This is a genomic window from Pelosinus fermentans JBW45, from assembly GCF_000271665.2.
In the GTDB taxonomy this organism is placed as follows: domain Bacteria; phylum Bacillota; class Negativicutes; order DSM-13327; family DSM-13327; genus Pelosinus; species Pelosinus baikalensis.
Genome location: NZ_CP010978.1, coordinates 1,241,587 through 1,261,124 on the forward strand (window position 1 = coordinate 1,241,587; position 19,538 = coordinate 1,261,124).

20 protein-coding genes are annotated in these 19,538 nt (G+C 40.5%); 16 read left to right on the forward strand and 4 right to left on the reverse strand.

Translation table 11 applies throughout. The annotated features are described in order from the left end of the window. Positions 1-27: 27 nt before the first annotated feature. The 13 genes from anfD (at position 28) to JBW_RS05110 (ending at position 12,129) form a co-directional block, all read left to right on the forward strand. On the forward strand, positions 28-1,593 hold the full coding sequence (anfD, locus tag JBW_RS05050) for a nitrogenase iron-iron protein, alpha chain (RefSeq protein WP_007955670.1): 1,566 nt from the start codon (positions 28-30) through the stop codon (positions 1,591-1,593). A gap of 17 nt (positions 1,594-1,610) precedes the next feature. Further along, complete coding sequence (anfG, locus tag JBW_RS05055; protein ID WP_007955671.1) at positions 1,611-1,961, forward strand: Fe-only nitrogenase subunit delta; 351 nt, start codon at positions 1,611-1,613, stop codon at positions 1,959-1,961. Between the two features lie 70 nt (positions 1,962-2,031). Further along, entirely contained in the window at positions 2,032-3,420 is a 1,389-nt protein-coding gene (gene anfK, locus JBW_RS05060; RefSeq protein ID WP_007955672.1) for a Fe-only nitrogenase subunit beta, read from the forward strand. A gap of 131 nt (positions 3,421-3,551) precedes the next feature. Beyond that, entirely contained in the window at positions 3,552-4,475 is a 924-nt protein-coding gene (nifB, locus tag JBW_RS05065) for a nitrogenase cofactor biosynthesis protein NifB (RefSeq protein ID WP_007955673.1), read from the forward strand. Positions 4,476-4,505: 30 nt separating this feature from the next. Beyond that, entirely contained in the window at positions 4,506-4,814 is a 309-nt protein-coding gene (locus tag JBW_RS25605; RefSeq protein ID WP_007955674.1) for a hypothetical protein, read from the forward strand. A gap of 38 nt (positions 4,815-4,852) precedes the next feature. After that, positions 4,853-5,530 carry a hypothetical protein gene (locus JBW_RS25610; protein WP_235334221.1) on the forward strand — a complete coding sequence of 226 codons (678 nt, stop codon included), beginning with the start codon at positions 4,853-4,855 and terminating at the stop codon, positions 5,528-5,530. A 94-nt stretch (positions 5,531-5,624) separates the two neighbouring features. Then, a complete protein-coding gene (locus JBW_RS05075; protein WP_007955678.1) occupies positions 5,625-6,479 on the forward strand; it encodes a homocitrate synthase in 855 nt (284 codons plus the stop codon). A 41-nt stretch (positions 6,480-6,520) separates the two neighbouring features. Then, on the forward strand, positions 6,521-7,066 hold the full coding sequence (locus JBW_RS05080; RefSeq protein WP_007955680.1) for a gamma-glutamylcyclotransferase family protein: 546 nt from the start codon (positions 6,521-6,523) through the stop codon (positions 7,064-7,066). 40 nt (positions 7,067-7,106) lie between these two features. Beyond that, positions 7,107-8,354, forward strand: a complete 1,248-nt coding sequence (locus JBW_RS25615; RefSeq protein WP_007955687.1) for a pyridoxamine 5'-phosphate oxidase family protein — start codon at positions 7,107-7,109, stop codon at positions 8,352-8,354. A 428-nt stretch (positions 8,355-8,782) separates the two neighbouring features. After that, complete coding sequence (locus JBW_RS05095) at positions 8,783-10,021, forward strand: ABC transporter substrate-binding protein (RefSeq protein WP_007955689.1); 1,239 nt, start codon at positions 8,783-8,785, stop codon at positions 10,019-10,021. After that, positions 10,012-10,698 (forward strand): GTP-binding protein, encoded by a 687-nt coding sequence (locus JBW_RS05100; RefSeq protein WP_007955691.1) that lies wholly within the window; start codon positions 10,012-10,014, stop codon positions 10,696-10,698. Before JBW_RS05095 ends, JBW_RS05100 begins: the two co-directional genes overlap by 10 nt. 52 nt (positions 10,699-10,750) lie before the next feature. Then, positions 10,751-11,770: an ATP-binding cassette domain-containing protein gene (locus tag JBW_RS05105; protein WP_007955693.1), complete on the forward strand. Its 1,020-nt coding sequence runs from the start codon at positions 10,751-10,753 to the stop codon at positions 11,768-11,770. Between the two features lie 155 nt (positions 11,771-11,925). Then, positions 11,926-12,129 carry a TOBE domain-containing protein gene (locus tag JBW_RS05110; protein WP_007955695.1) on the forward strand — a complete coding sequence of 68 codons (204 nt, stop codon included), beginning with the start codon at positions 11,926-11,928 and terminating at the stop codon, positions 12,127-12,129. A gap of 170 nt (positions 12,130-12,299) precedes the next feature. Here JBW_RS05110 and JBW_RS05115 read toward each other — a convergent pair whose 3' ends face one another. From JBW_RS05115 to JBW_RS05130, 4 genes are all read right to left on the reverse strand, one after another. After that, complete coding sequence (locus JBW_RS05115; RefSeq protein WP_007955697.1) at positions 12,300-13,004, reverse strand: ATP-binding cassette domain-containing protein; 705 nt, start codon at positions 13,002-13,004, stop codon at positions 12,300-12,302. A 16-nt stretch (positions 13,005-13,020) separates the two neighbouring features. After that, on the reverse strand, positions 13,021-13,689 hold the full coding sequence (gene modB, locus JBW_RS05120) for a molybdate ABC transporter permease subunit (protein WP_007955698.1): 669 nt from the start codon (positions 13,687-13,689) through the stop codon (positions 13,021-13,023). A gap of 151 nt (positions 13,690-13,840) precedes the next feature. Next, positions 13,841-14,644 carry a molybdate ABC transporter substrate-binding protein gene (gene modA, locus JBW_RS05125; protein WP_007955718.1) on the reverse strand — a complete coding sequence of 268 codons (804 nt, stop codon included), beginning with the start codon at positions 14,642-14,644 and terminating at the stop codon, positions 13,841-13,843. 378 nt (positions 14,645-15,022) lie between these two features. Beyond that, complete coding sequence (locus JBW_RS05130; protein WP_007955719.1) at positions 15,023-15,961, reverse strand: helix-turn-helix transcriptional regulator; 939 nt, start codon at positions 15,959-15,961, stop codon at positions 15,023-15,025. 181 nt (positions 15,962-16,142) lie between these two features. Between JBW_RS05130 and JBW_RS05135 the strand changes: the two genes are divergently transcribed. From JBW_RS05135 to JBW_RS05145, 3 genes are all read left to right on the forward strand, one after another. Beyond that, the gene (locus tag JBW_RS05135) at positions 16,143-16,949 is read left to right on the forward strand and encodes a quinolinate phosphoribosyl transferase (protein ID WP_007955721.1); all 807 of its coding nucleotides are present in this window, start codon (positions 16,143-16,145) and stop codon (positions 16,947-16,949) included. Positions 16,950-17,039: 90 nt separating this feature from the next. Then, positions 17,040-17,840: a molybdate ABC transporter substrate-binding protein gene (gene modA / locus JBW_RS05140; RefSeq protein ID WP_007955722.1), complete on the forward strand. Its 801-nt coding sequence runs from the start codon at positions 17,040-17,042 to the stop codon at positions 17,838-17,840. A 140-nt stretch (positions 17,841-17,980) separates the two neighbouring features. Further along, positions 17,981-19,435, forward strand: a complete 1,455-nt coding sequence (locus JBW_RS05145) for a DEAD/DEAH box helicase (RefSeq protein WP_007955730.1) — start codon at positions 17,981-17,983, stop codon at positions 19,433-19,435. The last annotated feature ends 103 nt before the right edge of the window (positions 19,436-19,538 follow it).

The following is a 19,538-nucleotide window of genomic DNA, read 5'->3' on the forward strand; positions in this document are numbered from 1 at the left end:
GTTAGTAAAAAAGAGGAGGAACCCAATATGCCATATCATAAATTTAAATGTAGCGAGTGCATTCCTGAAAGAGAAAAACACGCTGTTGTAAAAGGTCCCGGCGAGGATATAACTTCGGCTCTTCCTCTCGGATACCTCAACACCATTCCGGGGTCGATTTCAGAACGTGGCTGCGCTTACTGCGGAGCAAAGCATGTTATCGGCACACCGATGAAAGATGTTATTCATATGAGTCATGGACCAGTTGGATGTACCTATGACACCTGGCAAACCAAACGCTATATCAGCGATAACGATAACTTTCAACTTAAATATACCTATGCCACAGATATGAAGGAAAAACACATCATATTTGGTGCTGAAAAACTGCTCAAGCAGAATATTATTGAGGCATTTAAAGCATTTCCTAGTATTAAGCGGATGACTCTTTACCAAACCTGTGCTTCCGCACTGATCGGGGACGATATTAATGCCATTGCGGCAGAAGTGATGGAGGAAATGCCGGAAGTAGATATCTTCGTTTGCAATTCTCCTGGCTTCGGAGGACCGAGCCAGTCAGGAGGACATCATAAAATCAATATCGCCTGGATTAATCAGAAGGTAGGAAATGTGGAACCTAAAATCACCAGTGACTACGTTATCAATTATGTGGGTGAATACAATATTCAGGGTGATCAGGAAGTCATGGTGGATTATTTCAAAAAAATGGGCATTCAAGTTCTGTCCACCTTTACGGGTAACGGATCCTACGATGACCTCAGATCTATGCACCGGGCACATCTTAACGTACTTGAATGTGCTCGATCCGCCGAGTATATCTGCAATGAGCTCAAAGTAAGATATGGTACTCCTCGCCTTGATATCGATGGGTTTGGCTTCGAACCAATGTCGGCATCACTCAGAAAGGTTGGCTTGTTCTTTGGAATCGAAGATAGAGCCCAAGCCATCATTGATGAAGAAACCGCCAAATGGAAACCAGAACTCGAATGGTATAAAGAAAGGCTGAAAGGTAAAAAAGTATGTCTCTGGCCGGGTGGCTCAAAACTCTGGCACTGGGCGCATGTAATTCATGATGAGATGGGACTTGAAGTCGTCTCTGTGTATACGAAATTTGGTCATCAGGGTGACATGGAAAAGGGTATTTCCCGGTGTGAAGAAGGTACCCTCGCCATCGATGATCCCAATGAACTTGAAGGACTCGAAGCCATGGAGATGCTGAAGCCTGACATTATATTCACTGGGAAGCGTCCAGGTGAGGTTGCCAAAAAGATTCGGGTACCATACCTTAACGCCCATGCGTATCACAATGGTCCCTGGAAAGGATATGAAGGCTGGGTCAGGTTTGCGCGGGATATCTACAATGCGATTTATTCGCCAATTCATCAGCTTTCCTTAGTTGATATCAGCAAGGAGGAAATACCTACAGAGACAAAATTCTTAACACAAAAGATGATCTCCGATATGAATTTGAGTGAAGAGGTAACTTCTTCAAAGGATTTGAGAGAATATACGGGTAAATATGACATCATTTCAGAATTGCGTGGAAAAACATATCCCGATTTCCCAGCGCAAAAGAAACTCTCAGCGGTATGAGGGAGGGGAGGATATTTATGGAAGATATGATGAAAGACAGAGTTGAACAACTGGTAGATTATATTATGAAAAAATGTCTGTGGCAGTTTCATTCCCGGTCCTGGGACAGAGAGAAACAAAACGAGGGAATCCTGACGAAAACCATGCAGATATTGTGTGAAGAACCCGTTAAGAAAGAAACTCCGACGGATAAATGTTATTGGGTAGATGCCGTATATTTGGCTGATGCTTTTAAATCTCGTTATTCATGGATGGCTACGCTGGACAAAGAAGAAATTAAGCTACTTATGCAGGAACTCAAAGATCGCATAGACTACCTAACGATTAAGGGATCCCTTAATGCAGAACTTACTGACCCGCATTATTAAAGCCTAACAATCAAAAAAACTGTGCCGTCACGGCGGACGCAAAATGAAACGAAAAGGAAGGAGTATTTCTATGCAATGTGAAGTGAAAAACAAAGAGCGTGTCGGCGTTATCAATCCAATATTAACATGCCAGCCTTGTGGCGCGCAGTATGCCAGTATAGGAATAAAGGAGTGTATTGGGATCGTTCATGGAGGTCAGGGGTGCGTTATGTTCGTCCGTCTGCTGTTCTCCCAGCATTTTAAAGAGAGTTTTGAGCTTGCGTCTTCTTCCCTCCATGAGGATGGTGCAGTGTTTGGTGCTACCCATCGTGTGGAAGAAGCGGTAGATGTGCTTTTGATGCGGTATCCTCATGTGAAAGTTATACCTATCATCTCAACCTGCTCAACGGAAGTTATCGGCGATGATATTGATGGTGTCGTTTTGAAGCTGAATAGCGGGCTTTTGAAAGAAAAATATGCTGGTCGGGAGGTTCATCTCATTCCCATTCATTCTCCTAGCTTTAAGGGGAGTATGGTGAGCGGCTACGATGTTGCAGTAAAGGATATTGTCAGTCATTTTGCAAAAAAAGATAAACCAAACGGAAAAATTAACTTGTTCACTGGATGGGTGAATCCGGGGGATGTAACAGCACTTAAACATCTTCTAACAGAAATCCAGGTAGATGCTACCGTTCTTTTCGAAATTGAGAGCTTTGATTCTCCTCTGATGCCCGACGGAAACTCGGTGTCCTATGGTAATACGACAATTGAGGATCTAACTGAAACAGCGGATGCCTTGGGAACTATCGCGCTAAACAGGTACGAAGGCGGTCAGGCTGCCAAATATCTTGAAAATGAATTTGATATTCCGACCATCATTGGACCGACTCCTATCGGCATCCGCAATACGGATATCTTTCTTCAGAATGTGAAGAAAATCACCGGTAAACCAATTCCTGCGTCTCTTGTTCGAGAGCGTGGCATTGCCCTTGATGCGCTGACGGATCTTACCCATATGTTTTTTGCTGATAAGAAAGTCGCTATCTACGGGAACGCTGATCTTGTTATTGGTCTTGCAGAGTTCTGCCTTGATTTGGAGATGAAACCCGTGTTGCTTCTATTGGGTGACGATAATACGTCCTACCCTAACGATCCCCGTATTAAAGCACTTCAGGAAAACGTTTCCTTTGAGATGGAAGTCATTATGAATGCAGATTTGTGGGAACTGGAAAACCGGATTAAGAACGAGGGACTTGAACTGGATTTGATTTTGGGTCACTCTAAGGGAAGGTTTATCTCCATTGACTATAATATTCCCATGGTGCGTGTAGGTTTCCCAACTTACGACCGTGCAGGATTGTATCGTCATCCCGTTGTCGGCTATGCAGGTGCCACATGGCTAGGGGAAGAAATAGCAAATACGCTGTTTACCGACATGGAATACAAGAAGAACAAGGAATGGGTTCTCAATGTTTGGTAAGAGCATGTAATGCATTTGATTCTAAAAGGTCAATCATTGCAAAGTTAACGGTAATTTGTAGGATTCTGCCAGTTCCTGATGATGATCAGGTTCTGGCAGAACCATTATAGAAGAAGTTTGAGGTGAAGAATATGGATTGCCCAGGTTCAACGTCGGATACAAAAATGCAAACGACTGCTGCTATATTGGAGAAAACCCAGAAGCATCCCTGTTACTCCTTTGACGCTCATCAAAAATTTGCCAGGATGCATCTGCCTGTTGCACCCTACTGTAATATTAGCTGTAATTATTGTAATCGCAAATTTGATTGTGTAAATGAGAGTCGCCCAGGTGTGACCAGTGAAATACTTACGCCACAAGCAGCCAAAAAAAAGTTTGATAGAGTAAGTGAAAAGGTTGGAGAGCTTAGTGTAGTGGGGATTGCAGGACCTGGGGATGCTTTAGCTGATTGGGAAAATACAAGGCAGACCATAGGATTGATTCGTAAGGAAAACCCGCAGATTGTTTTTTGTCTTTCAACAAATGGCTTGCTATTGCCTGAATATGCTCAGGAAATTGTAGAACTCGGCGTGACCCATGTTACAGTAACAGTAAATTGTTTAGATCCTGCGATTGGTGCGAAAATTTATAAACATATTCATTATAAAGGACGGCATTATGGAGGGGAAGCAGGCGTAAAAATTCTGATTGAAAATCAACTAGCTGGTATTCAAAAACTCACAAGCCAGGGGATTATTGTAAAAATTAATATTGTAATGTTAAAGGGCATCAATGATCATCACATTCCAGAAGTGGTTAAGAAGATGAAGGAACTTGGTATTTATATTACCAATATTATGCCCTTGATTCCAGCACCGGGCAGTGTGTTTGAAAATTTCCCTCAAACTACCATGAAAGATGTCAATGAGATGAGGAATTCCTGTGAATTAGATGTCATGCAAATGCGCCACTGTAAACAATGCCGTGCGGATGCTATCGGATTGCTTGGCGAGGATCGTTCCCAAGAATTTCGGGATCATGATGAATCCCTTACCGTTTTTCAACGGGTAATGTAATGATAGTTAGTATTGGAAGGAGTGGTCCAAATGAGACAGATGGTTATGGTGTCTGATCAGACGATCAATGAAGCATTACGCTTAGGTACATCAATGGATGCTATTGAGTTGATGATACCGATTTTGAAAAAATATGGAATCGCAAATATCGATATGTCACTAGATTATTTGCCAAGTGATGGTGTTCCCAAACAGATCCTTTTATATCCCTTGCTGCGCTGTAAGATTCACTCTTCCTTGGAAGAAATAGCAAAGGTCAGACAAATGGGATTTTCAAAAGTAATCCTTTCCTGGCTTCATCAGCCCTCTCAGTCATCATTGGATCAACTTACAGATTAACGACAGTCCGGGAATTTGCTCAGGAAATCTATTTATGTATTGAAAATGCAGAAGATCTCTCTATACCTGAGCTAACTTCCTATTGGCCGCTGCTATCTCGATACCGGGTGAAACGATTTATTTATCAAGATGTGAGAAGTAGTCTCGAACCTTTGGGTGTTTGCCGAAAATTAGAGAGCTTGCAGCAGACAGTACCTTGTCCCATCGAATTTCATGGACATAATACCTATGGATTAGCTACTGCCAATAGTTTGGCAGCGCTTAGGGCAGGAGTTCAATATGTGGCAGCAGCAGTGAGTGGTATCGGATTGCCAAACCATGCTGCCATGGAAGAAGTCTTAATGGCGGTGAAGCATTTATGGAAACAAGATCAAGTGCCGTCAGGAAGTTCCTTGACTGCAGATTGTTTAGAAATATTGTCCTATATGGGGATTTCGCTGCCCGTTGATAAGGCACTGATTGGCCGCGGTGTATTCGCTCATGAATCGGGAATACATGTGGATGGCATTACCAAAAACCCGCTGCTTTATGAAGTCATTCGACCAGAGGAAGTGGGGCAAACCAGGCAATTGGTCATTGGTAAGCATTCAGGAACTATGTCTCTTAAAATAAAATTTTTGCAATGGAATTTAGAACTGGATCAGGCAGAAGCCTTAGAAATGTTAGAGAAGGTCAGGAGGCTTGCATCTGTGCAAAAAGACCGTTATCTGATTTAGAGTTGCATCAACTATATTGGCGGAGGAATCAAATGGATCAAAGTCAGTTGGGGTAGCTGCCAGGGATAAAGGAGGAATGTATCACGGATGGTAGATGGGATTCCAACTTGTTGACACTACCTTTCGTGATGGCGAGCAGTCAGCAGGGGTTGTTTTTTCTACTGAGGAAAAAATAAATATGGCGATTGCTCTTGATCGGGCTGGTGTTACTTGGATTGAGGCTGGTACACCAGCAATGGGCCAAGAAGAGCAAGAAACCCTGCGTTCTCTTTTGGCATTACCTTTACGGGCAACCCTAATTGCTTGGAATTGGGCAGAATTGGCGGATATTCGCGCATCTTTGGCCTGTGGCTTTTCTTGCATTCATATTTCATTACCAGTATCTGATTTGCATATATCCCAGAAGCTGAAAAAAGATCGTGATTGGGTGATTCAGCAATTGAGGACAGCATTGCAGCTAGTCCAAAGTTATGGCTGCACGATTACAGTAGGTGCGGAAGACACTTCAAGAGCTGATTCTGATTTTTTCCTGCAATTTGCTGATGTCGCTGCTCAATATGGGGCCACGAGAATTCGATTTGCCGATACGGTAGGCTGCTTAGACCCGTTTATGACATTCGATCGTTTGCAAGATGTAGTCAAACGATGTTCTCTGCCTATTGAGTTTCATGGTCATAATGATTTTGGTCTGGCTACAGCAAATACATTAGCTGCCTTTCAGGCTGGAGTTCAGTTTGCAAGTGTTACCTTAGCAGGGATTGGTGAAAGGGCGGGAAATGCATCCTTAGAGGAGGTTGTGGCTTCCTTGGAAAAATTTTATGGGTATCATTGCGGCATTGAAGCAAGTCATTTAGGTTCATTAGCTGATTTAGTTGCAAAGGCAAGCAATAGACCTTTATTTCCTTATCGTCCAGTGGTGGGATCCGTTTGCCGAATGACTATGCAGTAGTAAATATAAGAAAGAGTAGTGCCCAAAAAGAGGAGAAAAATATGAAAAATATTGTTCATCATTATTTCGCCTATGGTTCGAATATGAATTTGGCGCAAATGCAGCAACGATGTTTGAACCCTAAAGTACTTGGAATTGCTCGTTTACCTGGGTATAGAGTCGAATTTTATGGATATTCTGCCATATGGGACGGAGGGCAGGAAACGGTAGTTACTGATCGTGATTCGGAAGTTTGGGGCGTGTTATATGAATTACAGTTTTCTGATCGGGAGCAGCTAGACTTTTATGTAGATGCCCGTTTTGATGGAACAGGACAGTATTTTCACTATCCCTTGGATGTAATCGATAGTGAGCAAAGAGCAATCGATGCTGTGATTTATAAAAAAGATAAAGGTGGCGAAGAGACGTCTCCTAGTGCAGAATATTTAAGTTTCATTATACAAGGTGCAAAAGAGCAAGGATTACCGGAAGGGTATATAGCACTATTGCAGAATAGAATAACCAAACCCGCTGCTTATGCAGTGCCTCTCGTGAGGAAATCGAAGTTAAGTTATATGAACATCAGTTGTGGCGATTGTGGTGAATAACATTCTTTAAAAATTCAGTTATGAAAGGATAAAAACAAACATGAGACTCCACTATTTGCAGCATGTTCCATTTGAAAATCCCGGCAGTATTTTAACATGGGCAAAAGAAAATGACCATGTTATAACCAATACACAATTGTATCAAAATGCCTCATTGCCAAAACAGCAGGATTTTGATTGGCTTGTGGTCATGGGTGGTCCAATGAATATTTATGAAGAAGAGAAATATCCATGGCTTGCCGTTGAAAAGGCATTTATCCGAGAAGCTATTGCATCTGGTAAAGTAATTATTGGTTTATGCCTGGGAGGTCAATTGATTGCCGATGCGATAGGCGGCAAGGTTACGCAAAACCCTTATAAGGAAATTGGCTGGTTTCCTATCCGCTTGAGTGAAGCAGCGCGGTTATCACCTTTGTTTTCTTTTTTTCCTGAGCAGTCAGTCGTATTTCAGTGGCATGGGGATACCTTCAGCATCCTGCCGGAAGATGCAGAGTGTATTGCCGAAAGCCAAGCCTGTAAGCATCAGGCCTTTATCTATAAAAAAAGAGTATTTGCCTTTCAATATCATATGGAAAATACGCCGGACATTATTGAGGGTCTTGTGGAAAATTGCAAAGAAGAAATGGTGCCGGATCTTTATGTGCAAACCCCGGAAGAACTTCTGGCCCATCCTGAATATATCGAACAAAATAATAAGTGGATGAATCAATTTCTTGCACAACTGGAAAAAATGTATAGAAAGGGGGGAGCTTTGATGCATCAGATTAGTTATACGAAGCGCAATTGCACAGATCGAGAGAAAATCGAAACCTTTTTGTTGCGAGAAAGAGTAGGCGTGCTGGGCATGGTAAGCGATAGTTTGCCCTATGCCGTTCCGGTGAACTATGTGTGGCACAAGGGTTCTGTTTACTTTCATGGCATGGGTTCGGGAAAAAAGGTAAGTATCCTTTCCGATAATCCCCCTGTTATTTTCACAATCTATAAAGAACACGGGACTGTGACGGATCCGGTTCCTTGCCATGTTGATACATCCTATATGAGTGTAATGCTTTTCGGCCAGGCGGCAAAGGTGACTGATTCTGAAGAGGCTGCCGCAGTTCTCCAGAAACTGCTTGAAAAATTTATGCCTAAGTATTACAGCCATCCCTTAACCAGCACTTTGATTGAGAAGTATCGCTCGGGAATGGATGGGAATGGGGTTGCAGTTTATCGGCTAACGCCACAGGAAATGACGGCTAAAGAAAACGCGGTGGCAGCGGATCAATTGTTTAACCAAAAAGCGCAGTAATTCATGATGAATTCTTTGCTATTGTCAGATCTGTTATTTGGAAGGAAAGAAAGGAATAACGATTTAACCGCAGAGGCGCAGAGTACGCTGAGAAATTTTTAATTCTATCTATTTTTCTCTGTGTTCTCTGCGCCTCTGCGGTTAAAAACATTGATCCCTTTTTTTAGTCTACATAGAGAAGCCAACATTTTGCTGTGCAGCAGGATGTTGGCTTCTCTATGGGAATAAATAGATTGAAAGCGATGAAACATATGGGTATAATGAAAATAAACTAAAATCATCCTTTGTGTACAATGACGTACCGGTCGGATGTGCTGATGCACTCTTGAACCGGTTTTAATTTTAGGTAAGAGAAAAAAGTTAGTAATTAAAACTAGAAAAACGGATATTCTGTAAATGATGCGATAGGAAAAGGGGGGGGGAAGGATATGGAGCAAATACAACTAACGATGACAATTGGTGAAATTATTAAGAACTATCCTGAAACACGGGAGGTATTTATTAATAATGGTTTCTCCATTTTTGCTGATGATACAGTAATACAGCAGTTGGGAGTGGTATTAAAGTTAAAAACGGCCTTAAAAAGTAAAAATATAAACGAAGAATCTTTTATGAAGCTGCTGCAAGGAAAAATTGCAGAAACGGACAGATATAAGAACTTACAAACGACAGTGCTTGAAAATGACTCAAACCACTTAAATATGTTGTCCCTATTGCCTTGTCCATTAAAAGTTCCCATGCAAGGGGAATTAAAATTATTTCTGGACTACTTGCGTGAAGAAAAAAATCTGCCCTTGAATTACTGCATCGAATCTTTTTTCAATGATCATTTAGATTATGAAGATTATCTGGAGCATTTTGAAGAGGCTGATGAAATACCTGATATCATCATGACTGCTGGCTATGGCTTTTTTTATAAAAAATTCATGGATCGTTTTGTTGCCAAAGGAGTCTTTGCTGACGTGATCAATCGTCCAGTAAATTCTCGTTTGGCTGAGGCTGGTATCATTGATCCTGATGGACATTTTACAGTGATTGGTGCCAATGTTCTTGTTATGGTAGTGGATAAAAATCGTTTAGGAAACATTCCTATACCTAAGACCTGGGGAGATTTATTAAAACCTGAATATGAAAATAAAGTAGTGATGCGTGGTCATGGCGACACGTTTTGTGATGTAGTGCAGCTTAACTATTATAAAGATTATGGGGCAGCGGGAGTGGAGCAATTAGGACGGTCCGTAAAGTATGGACTCCATCCGGCACAAATGGTAAAAGAGCTTACCAGCAGCCGCAAAGATGTGCCGCCCATTCATATTATGCCTTACTTTTTTTACAAAACTATGAAGGAGTCTGACCATATAAGAATCCTATGGCCCGAAGATGGAATCTTAACCTATCCCATATCTGTATTGATCAAAGCGGATAAAATGCAAGAACTGCAAGAATTAGCGGAGTATCTGACCGGTCCAGAAATTGCACGGATTTGCGCAGAAGCTTATTTCCCGGCGACCCATGGGGATGTAAAAGTGAACCTTCCTGAACATGTGAAATTAAAATGGCTGGGCTGGGATTTTATTAAAAGCAATGATATGAAATATCTCGTGGAAACCATGAATGATACCTTTATGCGGGTATATCGTGAGGGAGGAAAAGAAGTATGCAGCTAATTACTGTTGCCGGACCACCTTCGGCGGGGAAAACTTCCGTTATGTTAAAGATCATTGAAACTCTCCAGGAAGAAACGCTGAAAGTGGGTGTGATCAAGTTTGATTGCTTGTCTACCCAGGATCAGATTCTCTATCAAAAAAAAGGCATCGAGGCAAAGATTGGTCTGTCGGGAAATCTTTGTCCAGATCATTTTTTTGTAAGTAATGTTCAGGATTGCTTAACATGGTCGCAAAAAAATAATTTAGATATGTTAATTACGGAGAGTGCTGGTTTGTGCAATCGGTGTTCTCCTCATATTCGTGATGTCATGGCAGTTTGCGTGATTGACAATTTGAGCGGAGTGAATACCCCAAGAAAAGTCGGACCCATGTTAAAATTAGCCGATATCGTCATTATAACGAAAGGTGATATCGTTTCCCAAGCGGAGCGGGAGGTCTTTGCTTTTCGGGTAAAGCAGGCAAATCCAAGTGCAATCATTGTCCATGTAAATGGTATTACTGGTCAGGGGGCTAGGGAAGTTGGTCAACTCTTTAAAGGAGCTCAAGGTGTGGATAGCCTTACAGATTATCATCTGCGCTTTTCTATGCCGGCAGCTACTTGTTCCTATTGCTTGGGACAAACTCGTATCGGGCAAAACTTTCAAATGGGTAATGTTCGCAAAATGGATCTTAGCTAGAAGTAGATCGCATTGTAGTAAGGTAGGTTGTTATTAGGAAGGTGGGTTTGTAATGTGGGATCATTTGTCTGTAATGACAGTAAAACAATTGTTTACTTCATATCCTTATGCGACGGATTTTTTTTCGTCGCTGCCAAATCTTCAGCAAAGTGAGGAATCTTCTGTTGCGGCATATTTCGCTGCTATCGAGGAAGATACGCTGCAAGATTTAGGAATTGGTCGACAAGAGCTTTTAGATCAGTTTCTTTCTTTTATGCTGCAAATGGAAAAATTAAAAGAAGATAAGGTTAAAATTGAGTCCATTACTATTATAGGCGGCAGGGACAAGCAGGGAAAAGTCGAAGACATAGAACTAACGATACATGCGGGTGAAATTGTCTGCATTGTGGGACCTACTGGTTCCGGCAAGAGCCGATTACTTGCTGATATTGAATGGGTAGCACAACATGATACACCGACCAATCGCAAAATATTGATCAATGGACAGCTGCCTGATATGAGATGCCGATTTTCTGTTGAACATAAGCTAGTAGCCCAGCTTTCTCAAAATATGAATTTTATTATGGATCTATCTGTAGAAGAATTTGTCAGTATGCATGCAGAAAGCAGGATGCTGGAGAATATAGAAGAAGTAACCAGTCATATTATCGCCAAAGCCAACGAATTGGCCGGAGAACAATTTAACCCCGATACACCTGTTACCTCTTTAAGTGGAGGTCAGTCTAGGGCTTTAATGATTGCCGATACAGCCTATTTAAGTTCGTCCCCCATTGTACTGATTGACGAAATCGAAAATGCCGGTATTGATCGTCAAAATGCGTTGCGATTACTCATTGATAAGCAAAAAATAGTACTAATGGCAACTCATGATCCTATTTTGGCGCTAATGGGGGATAAACGAATTGTTATCAAAAATGGCGGTATCAGTAAGGTAATTGAAACTTCTGAGAAAGAAAGAGAAAATTTAATCTTATTAACACAAATCGATCGAAAGATGTTAGCGATTCGAGAAGTGTTGCGTAGCGGTGGACGAATTAATGAAATTCCCGTGGAGTTGGAGGAAATAATTTAATACGAATCGTGGTGCAAAAAAAGATCATAAAAAAGCAATGTGTATTGCTTTTTTAAAGTATATTTATGTTGAAAAGAATGTAAGATAATGCTAAAGTTTGCATTAAAGGAGCTTGTTCTTTCGTACAAAACTATAATAGAAAAGGGGATATTACGATGAAAATCAGCGGTAGAAACAAATTGCAAGGTATTGTCAAAGAGGTTGTAAAGGGCAGCGTAATGGCCAAAGTTGTAGTTGACTATAAAGGTGATGAAATTGTCGCTACTATCACTGTGGATTCCATTGATGATTTAGGATTAAAAGTTGGAGATGAAGTCACTGCTTTGATCAAGTCCACAGAAGTTATGATCATAAAATAATAATTTTACATATAAAAAGAAGGCGATTCGTGAATCGCCTTCTTTTTATATGTTAGCAAGTATATGATTTTGTTAAAGAAGACAGGAAGAAATGAAAGGAACCTTTTCTCTGTGTCCTCTGCGCCTCTGTGGTTAAAAAAATATGTGTTAACGTTTTTCTCTTATTAGCACTAATAAAAATATTGAAAAGAACTCCTAGTTGGTTTACCATTGGCATTCATATTCCAAGAAGGTGGTGGCTCAGACACTTGTTGCCCTTGGTGGAGAAATAAGACTTCGCTGCCTATTGCCTGGGCTTCTTCTGGTGAATGGGTGACAAGGACGAAGGGAATGTTCCAGATTTCCTGCAGTCTTTTTAGTTCATCCTGCAATTCGTAGCGACTTTGGGCATCAAGAGCAGATAAGGGTTCGTCGAGTAAAAGGATCTGAGGCTCAGCCATTAATGCACGAGCCATAGCCACACGTTGTTTTTCACCACCGGATAATTGGCTTATGGAGCGGTGGGGTAGATGTTCGATTTTTAATAAAGTAATCAGCTTTTCGTATAATTCATTGGCTTCTTGGCTGGGAGTTTTTACACCATACCAAATATTATGCTTAACATTCATGTGGGGAAACAGTGCGAAGTCCTGAAACATATAGCTGACATTTCTCTTTTTAGGTGGTAAATGAATAGTTTTCGTGGAAGAATAAAAAACAGTATCATTAGAAACAATACTGCCTTCATCTGGTTTCAGTAAACCTGCAATACAGCGCAAGATGGTTGTTTTACCACAGCCGGAAGGACCAAATAAAACAATGGTTTTATTAGGAGCAGTAAAAGAGATATTCAGAGTAAAATCAGATAATTTTTTTTTGATATCTACTGTTAGCATGCTGTGCTCCTTCCTTTTAGTGCAAAGTAATGTTTTTTCCTTTCCAATGGTTTAATCCGAAAATAATAGAAAAGGTGATTACGCTGATAATGATTACATACATCCCTGCTGTTATTAAGTCATTTGATTCTGTGGCAAAATAAATTGCCAATGGAATGGTTTGTGTCTTACCGGGAATATTACCGGCAATCATAATGGTAGCGCCAAATTCTCCTAAGGTTCTTGCAAAGGATAATACTAAACCGGATACCAGCCCCGGCCAGGATAATGGCATGGTAACCGTCCAAAATACCCGCCATTCGCTAGCTCCTAAAGTACGGGCAGCATCTTCTAGTGTTTTATCGATACCTTCAAATGCTGCCTTAGTGCTCTGGTACATTAGCGGAAAGGATACAACAGTACCTGCCAGAACAGCTGCAGATTGCGTAAAAATAATTTGCATGTCAAAATATTTCGTTAGAAGAATTCCTACGGGTCCTTGTTTACCAACTAAGATTAACAGTAAAAATCCAATGACGACAGGAGGCAAGACCAAAGGGAGAGTAAACAAAGATTCGAGGGCTGCTTTGCCTGGGATATCGGTGCTGCGCATGACATTAGCCGATAATACGCCAAGAAAAAATACAAAGAGCACTGAAATAGATGCAACCTTGATTGAAAGAATAACGGGCTGCCATTCGACCATACGTTTTCACCTGCACCATCTTGTTAAATTTGTATTATATAAAACGCACTAAGGACTGCTTATATCTGGAAAGTGAAAGATACTATCGCTCTTTGCGTAACGTCTTTTTCACAATATCCTGACGGCTAATCGTTAGTGCGTTTGTAACTGATTATTTACTCATGGTAAAACCGTATTTTTCAAAAATAGCTTTGCATTCCGGAGTGCTTAAATAGGCAAGAAAATCGGCAGCTGCTTTTTCTTGTTTGGTTCCTGATAAAACTGCCGCTGGATAAAGAATTGGCTGGTGAGAACCTTCTGGTGCAGTAGCTGCGACTTTCACTTTGTCACTGGATACGGCATCCGTTTTGTAAACGATACCCGCTTCTACGTTGCCTGTCTCCACATAAGTTAAGACGGTACGAACATCTTTGGCAAGAACCGCTTTACTTTGTATTTTATCCCAGATTCCCAATTTCTTTAGAACTTCCTGTGCATATTGTCCTGCTGGTACCGATCCTGTTTCACCAATACTTACTTTTTGAACATCGTTCTTTGTTAAATCTTCATATTTGGTGATGTTGAGGGTAGAGGCTGTAGGAACAATCACAACGAGTTTGTTCTCTACTAAGTTTTTGCGTGTAGCCTTATTTACCAGGTTTTTTTCTTCTAAGTCATTCATCTGTTTTGGTGCTGCGGAAATAAAAATGTCAGCGGGAGCACCTTGTTCGATTTGCTTTTGTAAAGCACCTGAGGCTCCAAGATTATAGACTAGCTTAACATTGGCATTTTTTGTTTCATAGTTCTTTTGGATTTCAGCAAGAGCATCCTTTAAACTGACAGCGGCAGAAACGTTTAGCTCAACTTTCTGCGGTGGTGCGGCTGGAGTTGCTGGTTTTTCGCCACCACATCCTGTGGTTATTGCAGCTATTATTAGTAAGGCTGCAATTAAAAATAATAACAAATGTTTTTTCAATGAATTTTCCTCCCCGATTTTTAATTTGAATAGTTCACTCTATAAAAAAACAACTAACATAGCCCAACAGAACTAGATTAGTTGATACAACATCGTATCTTTATATTAAATAAAAGCAATGAACTATAATAACAGGATATATGTAAAGTAATAGTGACTTTATAATTAAAATACTACAAAATGATACCAGAGTCAATATAAAAGTCTTTGTTTTTATGTTATAAAAGGATTGAATAATATATATCAGTGAGTTATAATTGGGTTAAGTTTAATATAATACTGTTTGGTGGAAATGCAACCAAATTGTGTGTACAAAGAAGTACCGGCTGAACATTATTATGTTCTCAGCCGGTACTTCTTTTGTAAAAAAATGAAATATTACAGTTCTGCCATTATTTCGCCCATTTGCGATACATCATAGCCGCCCATACCTGCGATTTCATTGCGGAATATAGAAGAACGCAGTATTGATATCAAGGCTTGGAAGTGAGGTTTCTCTAAATCATGTCGTAACATAACTAAATCATAACGTTCTTTTTGCAAGGGAATAAATTCGACATTCTGTACCTGCATCGCCGCCTTTTCAATACCTAACCCAACATCAGCCTCACCTCGAGCAACTGCGCTGGCGATGGCGAGATGACTAGTTTCTTCCTGGCTATAGTTTGGAATGGCTCTAGGATCAAGCTTGAGCTGCTGAAACTTCTCATCAAGCAGTACTCTGGCACCGGAGCCGCGTTCTCTGTTAATGAACCGAATATCAGATCGCAGTAAATCGGGCCAGTCTTTTATATTCTTAGGATTACCAAGGGCTACATAAAAGCCTTCTTGGCGATATACTAAATTAATAATCAGAGCCCGTTGACCAGGTAATAAGTGACGCACATAAGGCGTATTATACTCTCCCGTATCTCCGTCCCAAAGGTGAGTGGTAATCAAATTAGCTGTACCACGATAGAGGGCAATTAGGCCATCCATACTGCCGTTGTATGAACGCAGAAACCTAACATGAGGCATCTTTTTTTCCAGATGACGCGTTAATACATCAAGAGCAGCATCCTGTCCATAAATGATCAAGCCATCCTGACTAGAAGCAGGAACATTAATCATTTGTTGAGTAGGTTGTGGTGAGGCTGGCTGAGGAGTGCCTTTCGCTTTTTTCATGAAAGTATCTAAATCGGATGCTTCTATACGCAGCTTGCGTCCGATATGATACGCAGTTAATTCGCCGCGTTTGATAAATTCATAGATCGTAAAACGTGATAGTTTAAGTATTTTGGCTACTTCTTCGGGGGTGTACGATATAGTGTCAGACAAGTAGTTTCACCTCATAATTACATTATATTAGTGCTTACAGCATATCTTATTTTTAATTGTTTCACAACGGGCAATCCAAAGCTACAATAACTATTTTATAAAATTGGACAGATTTCATTCAAAAATGGTTGTTTTTTAATAAATTTAGATTGAATAACGAGAAGGTATAGGAGGGAAAATCATGCAAATCTATCCATTAGAAATTGGTTTACAGGAAGATTGCCCTTACGCTGATATTACCACAGAATTATTAGGTATAGCGGGACTGGGGCGCTTGCAATTTATCACAAGAGAGGAAGCCGTGATAACTGGCTCAATTCGTCTCAAAGAATTCTTTGAAAGACAAAAATTGCAAGTCTTATTCTATCAAAAACCAGGTGTCTTAGTAAAGCAGGGCGATATTTTAATTGAAGCCGTTGGTGATTTAAAGACATTGTTTAAAATGTGGCGGATTAGTCAGACGTATCTCACTGCTCTTTGTGCGATTGCAACTGAGACTCGCAACATTGTGAGTGCGGCGAGACAGGTTAATCCGGAGATTGAAATAGTCGTTGCCTGCCGTAAAGCACACCTGGGGATGAGGCAAGAAGAAATTGAGGCGGTTCAGGATGGGGGCGGATTATATCACCGTAATTCTTTGAGCGATACGGTATTGATTACGCAAAATCATTTGCGAGTGCTTGGAAAACTGCCGATGAATATAAAATCTTTTCATCATAAAATTGAAATTGAACCGCGTAATGAAGCGGAGGCTTATGAATGTGCTAGCTTTTCCGATGTTATCCTGCTCGATCATTTTGAACCAGAGGTACTGCAAACGGTAGTGCAAAAACTTAAAACACTAAACCCACGATTAAAAGTTGGTGTTGCTGGAGGCATAGGAGCATCTCGGGTGAAGGATTTCGCAGAATTTGTCGATCTAATTGTCTTGAGCGCTGTATTATATGCTGCTCCATTGGATTTCACTTGTAAAATTGAACGTATTTAATAAATCCATCTCAATTTCACTTAAACGGGATATTTTCTGATAATGGACTTTCACTTTGTAATTAAGCAGTCAATGAATAAGGAGGAATGCATGTTGTCAATGAATAGGCTATATACCAAACTATGTCTTTTAGTATGTACTATGATGGTTTTATCTGGCTGTGGAAAGACAGAGGCTCCTAAGCCTCCTAAAGATCAACTGGTAGAAATCAATATATCGGCAGCTATGGGACTTAAAGATGCTCTAGGGGAAATTCAAAAAAAATATGAAGCGGATCATCCTGTTAAAATTGTATTTAACTTGGCGTCTTCAGGGGCATTAAAAACTCAAATAGAGCAAGGGGCACCAACGGATTTATTTATTTCCGCTGCTAGTAAACAAATGGATGAATTGCAAAAAAAGAATCTAATTATTCCTGCTACGCGCAAGAATTTAGTCGGAAACCAATTGGTATTGATTGTACCTGAGACTTCTCAACTTGAGTTGCATAGCTTTCAAGATCTGGCTAACGTAAGTGTTACCCGCTTTGGCATGGGTGTGCCGGAGACAGTACCAGCCGGGGAATATGCCAAACAGGTACTGGAAAAATTACAAGTATGGGAAACTGTGAAAGAAAAAGCTGTAATGCCTAAAGACATTCATAGCGTATTGACTTATGTGGAGACAAGGAATGTAGAGGCTGGAATTGTCTTTTCTACCGTGGCAGCTGCAAGCGACAAAGTAAAAGTCGCTGCCATAGCGCCAGCGAATAGTCATGAACCAATCATATTTCTAGGCGCTGTCGTGAGTAGTGCTAAGCATCCTAAAGAAGCAGAAGCATTTTTACAATATTTGACGAGTTCTGATGGGATGGCAGTGTTTACTAAATATGGTTTCCAAGGGATGCAATAAAAGATAATCATATAAATATCATAAAAATGATCTCTACTTGTAGGGATCATTTTCTATATTACTCAAAGCTATGCTATGATAGGTAGGATAAGTAGGGTAGAGATACTATAATTCAAGAAAAAATGAGGTTTTAAAATTATATGGACGAACAAAGTGTGGACAAGTATGCTCTTAGTAAAGAAATAGCACAGGCATTAGAGGGATTAGGGTACGAGATACTTACTAAGGTTCAGGAAAAAGTCATACCCTTGGCTCTTGCCCAGAAAGATATTATAGTGAGGTCCCAAACGGGCAGCGGTAAGACAGCTGCTTTTGCTATCCCAATTTGTGAAAAAATAAGAGTAGAGCAAAAAAAACCTCAAGTGCTGGTTCTTACGCCAACACGAGAATTGGCAGTACAGTTAAAACAGGATATTGCCAATATCGGCAGATTTAAACGAATCAGATGTGCTGCTGTTGTTGGCAGGCAATCAATGGAAATACAAAAAAGGGAATTGAAGCAAAGAGTGCATGTGATCGTTGGTACTCCCGGGAGAACCTTAGATCATCTGGAAAGAAAAAGTATGAATGTAGAAGAAGTGCAGTACCTGATTATTGATGAAGCAGATAAAATGCTGGATATGGGCTTTATTGAGCAGGTGGAAGCTGTCATAAAAATGTTGCCCAACAATAGGGTTACCATGTTATTTTCTGCTACCATGCCTGAAAAGATTCAGGAAATATGCAGGCAATATATGAAGAATCCGATAAAAGTAGAAATTGATTCAGAAAATCCTAGTTTACAGAACATTGGACAATGGTATTATAGCGTAGAAGAAAATGAAAAGCTTACTCTGATTACGCAAGTAATACAGATAGAAAGACCGGACACCTGTATTCTCTTTTGCAATACAAGAGACAAGGTGGAAATGCTGTTGACAAAGTTGAAAGAGAAAGGCTATTCTTGCGGAAGCTTGCATGGCGGTATGGAACAAAGAGATCGTTTGGACTCCATTCAAAGTTTTAAAAGAGGGGAGTTTCAGTTTTTGATTGCGACGGATGTGGCGGCAAGAGGTATCCATATTGATGATATATCCCTTGTGGTTAATTATGATATGCCACTAGATAATGAAAGCTACGTACATCGAATTGGCAGGACAGGGCGGGCAGGGAATGTAGGCACAGCTATTACTTTTGTAACGAGAATGGAATATAGGGATTTGCAGAGAATAGAGGAATATGTTCAGTATAAGATACCAAAAAAAGAGCTGCCAACGATGGCAGAAGTAGAAAAGAGACAGCTGATTTTTAGTATTCATGATGGATTTGAGCCTGCATTAAAGATTGATAAAAGTGAAAAGTTAAACAGACAGATTACGAGAATTCGGATTAATGCAGGGAAAAAGACGAAGATGCGCCCAGGAGATATACTAGGAGCAATCACTGCTATTTCAGGCGTTAGCGGCAATGATATTGGTATTATTGATGTCCAGGATACCTGTTCCTACGTTGAAATTCTCGCCGATAAAGGCGACCTTGTAATAGAGTCTCTTCAATCTACAAAGATAAAGGGGAAAATATATACCACAAAGAAAGTGAATTTTTCGAGGATGTAATTATTGAACCGCAGAGTACGCTCCAGGAATATTTTTTTACCTATCTATCTTTTCTCTGTGTTCTCTGCATCTCTGCGGTTCAAAAAGAATGGGTCAGTGTTTT

Bases quoted from the DNA above. Each gene is read 5' to 3' on its own strand.
- anfD (WP_007955670.1), top strand. From the start codon at position 28: ATGCCATATCATAAATTTAAATGTAGCGAGTGCATTCCTGAAAGAGAA.
- anfG (WP_007955671.1), top strand. From the start codon at position 1,611: ATGGAAGATATGATGAAAGACAGAGTTGAACAACTGGTAGATTATATT.
- anfK (WP_007955672.1), top strand. From the start codon at position 2,032: ATGCAATGTGAAGTGAAAAACAAAGAGCGTGTCGGCGTTATCAATCCA.
- nifB (WP_007955673.1), top strand. From the start codon at position 3,552: ATGGATTGCCCAGGTTCAACGTCGGATACAAAAATGCAAACGACTGCT.
- JBW_RS25605 (WP_007955674.1), top strand. From the start codon at position 4,506: ATGAGACAGATGGTTATGGTGTCTGATCAGACGATCAATGAAGCATTA.
- JBW_RS05075 (WP_007955678.1), top strand. From the start codon at position 5,625: ATGGGATTCCAACTTGTTGACACTACCTTTCGTGATGGCGAGCAGTCA.
- JBW_RS05080 (WP_007955680.1), top strand. From the start codon at position 6,521: ATGAAAAATATTGTTCATCATTATTTCGCCTATGGTTCGAATATGAAT.
- JBW_RS25615 (WP_007955687.1), top strand. From the start codon at position 7,107: ATGAGACTCCACTATTTGCAGCATGTTCCATTTGAAAATCCCGGCAGT.
- JBW_RS05095 (WP_007955689.1), top strand. From the start codon at position 8,783: ATGGAGCAAATACAACTAACGATGACAATTGGTGAAATTATTAAGAAC.
- JBW_RS05100 (WP_007955691.1), top strand. From the start codon at position 10,012: ATGCAGCTAATTACTGTTGCCGGACCACCTTCGGCGGGGAAAACTTCC.
- JBW_RS05105 (WP_007955693.1), top strand. From the start codon at position 10,751: ATGTGGGATCATTTGTCTGTAATGACAGTAAAACAATTGTTTACTTCA.
- JBW_RS05110 (WP_007955695.1), top strand. From the start codon at position 11,926: ATGAAAATCAGCGGTAGAAACAAATTGCAAGGTATTGTCAAAGAGGTT.
- JBW_RS05115 (WP_007955697.1), bottom strand. From the start codon at position 13,004: ATGCTAACAGTAGATATCAAAAAAAAATTATCTGATTTTACTCTGAAT.
- modB (WP_007955698.1), bottom strand. From the start codon at position 13,689: ATGGTCGAATGGCAGCCCGTTATTCTTTCAATCAAGGTTGCATCTATT.
- JBW_RS05135 (WP_007955721.1), top strand. From the start codon at position 16,143: ATGCAAATCTATCCATTAGAAATTGGTTTACAGGAAGATTGCCCTTAC.
- modA (WP_007955722.1), top strand. From the start codon at position 17,040: ATGTTGTCAATGAATAGGCTATATACCAAACTATGTCTTTTAGTATGT.
- JBW_RS05145 (WP_007955730.1), top strand. From the start codon at position 17,981: ATGGACGAACAAAGTGTGGACAAGTATGCTCTTAGTAAAGAAATAGCA.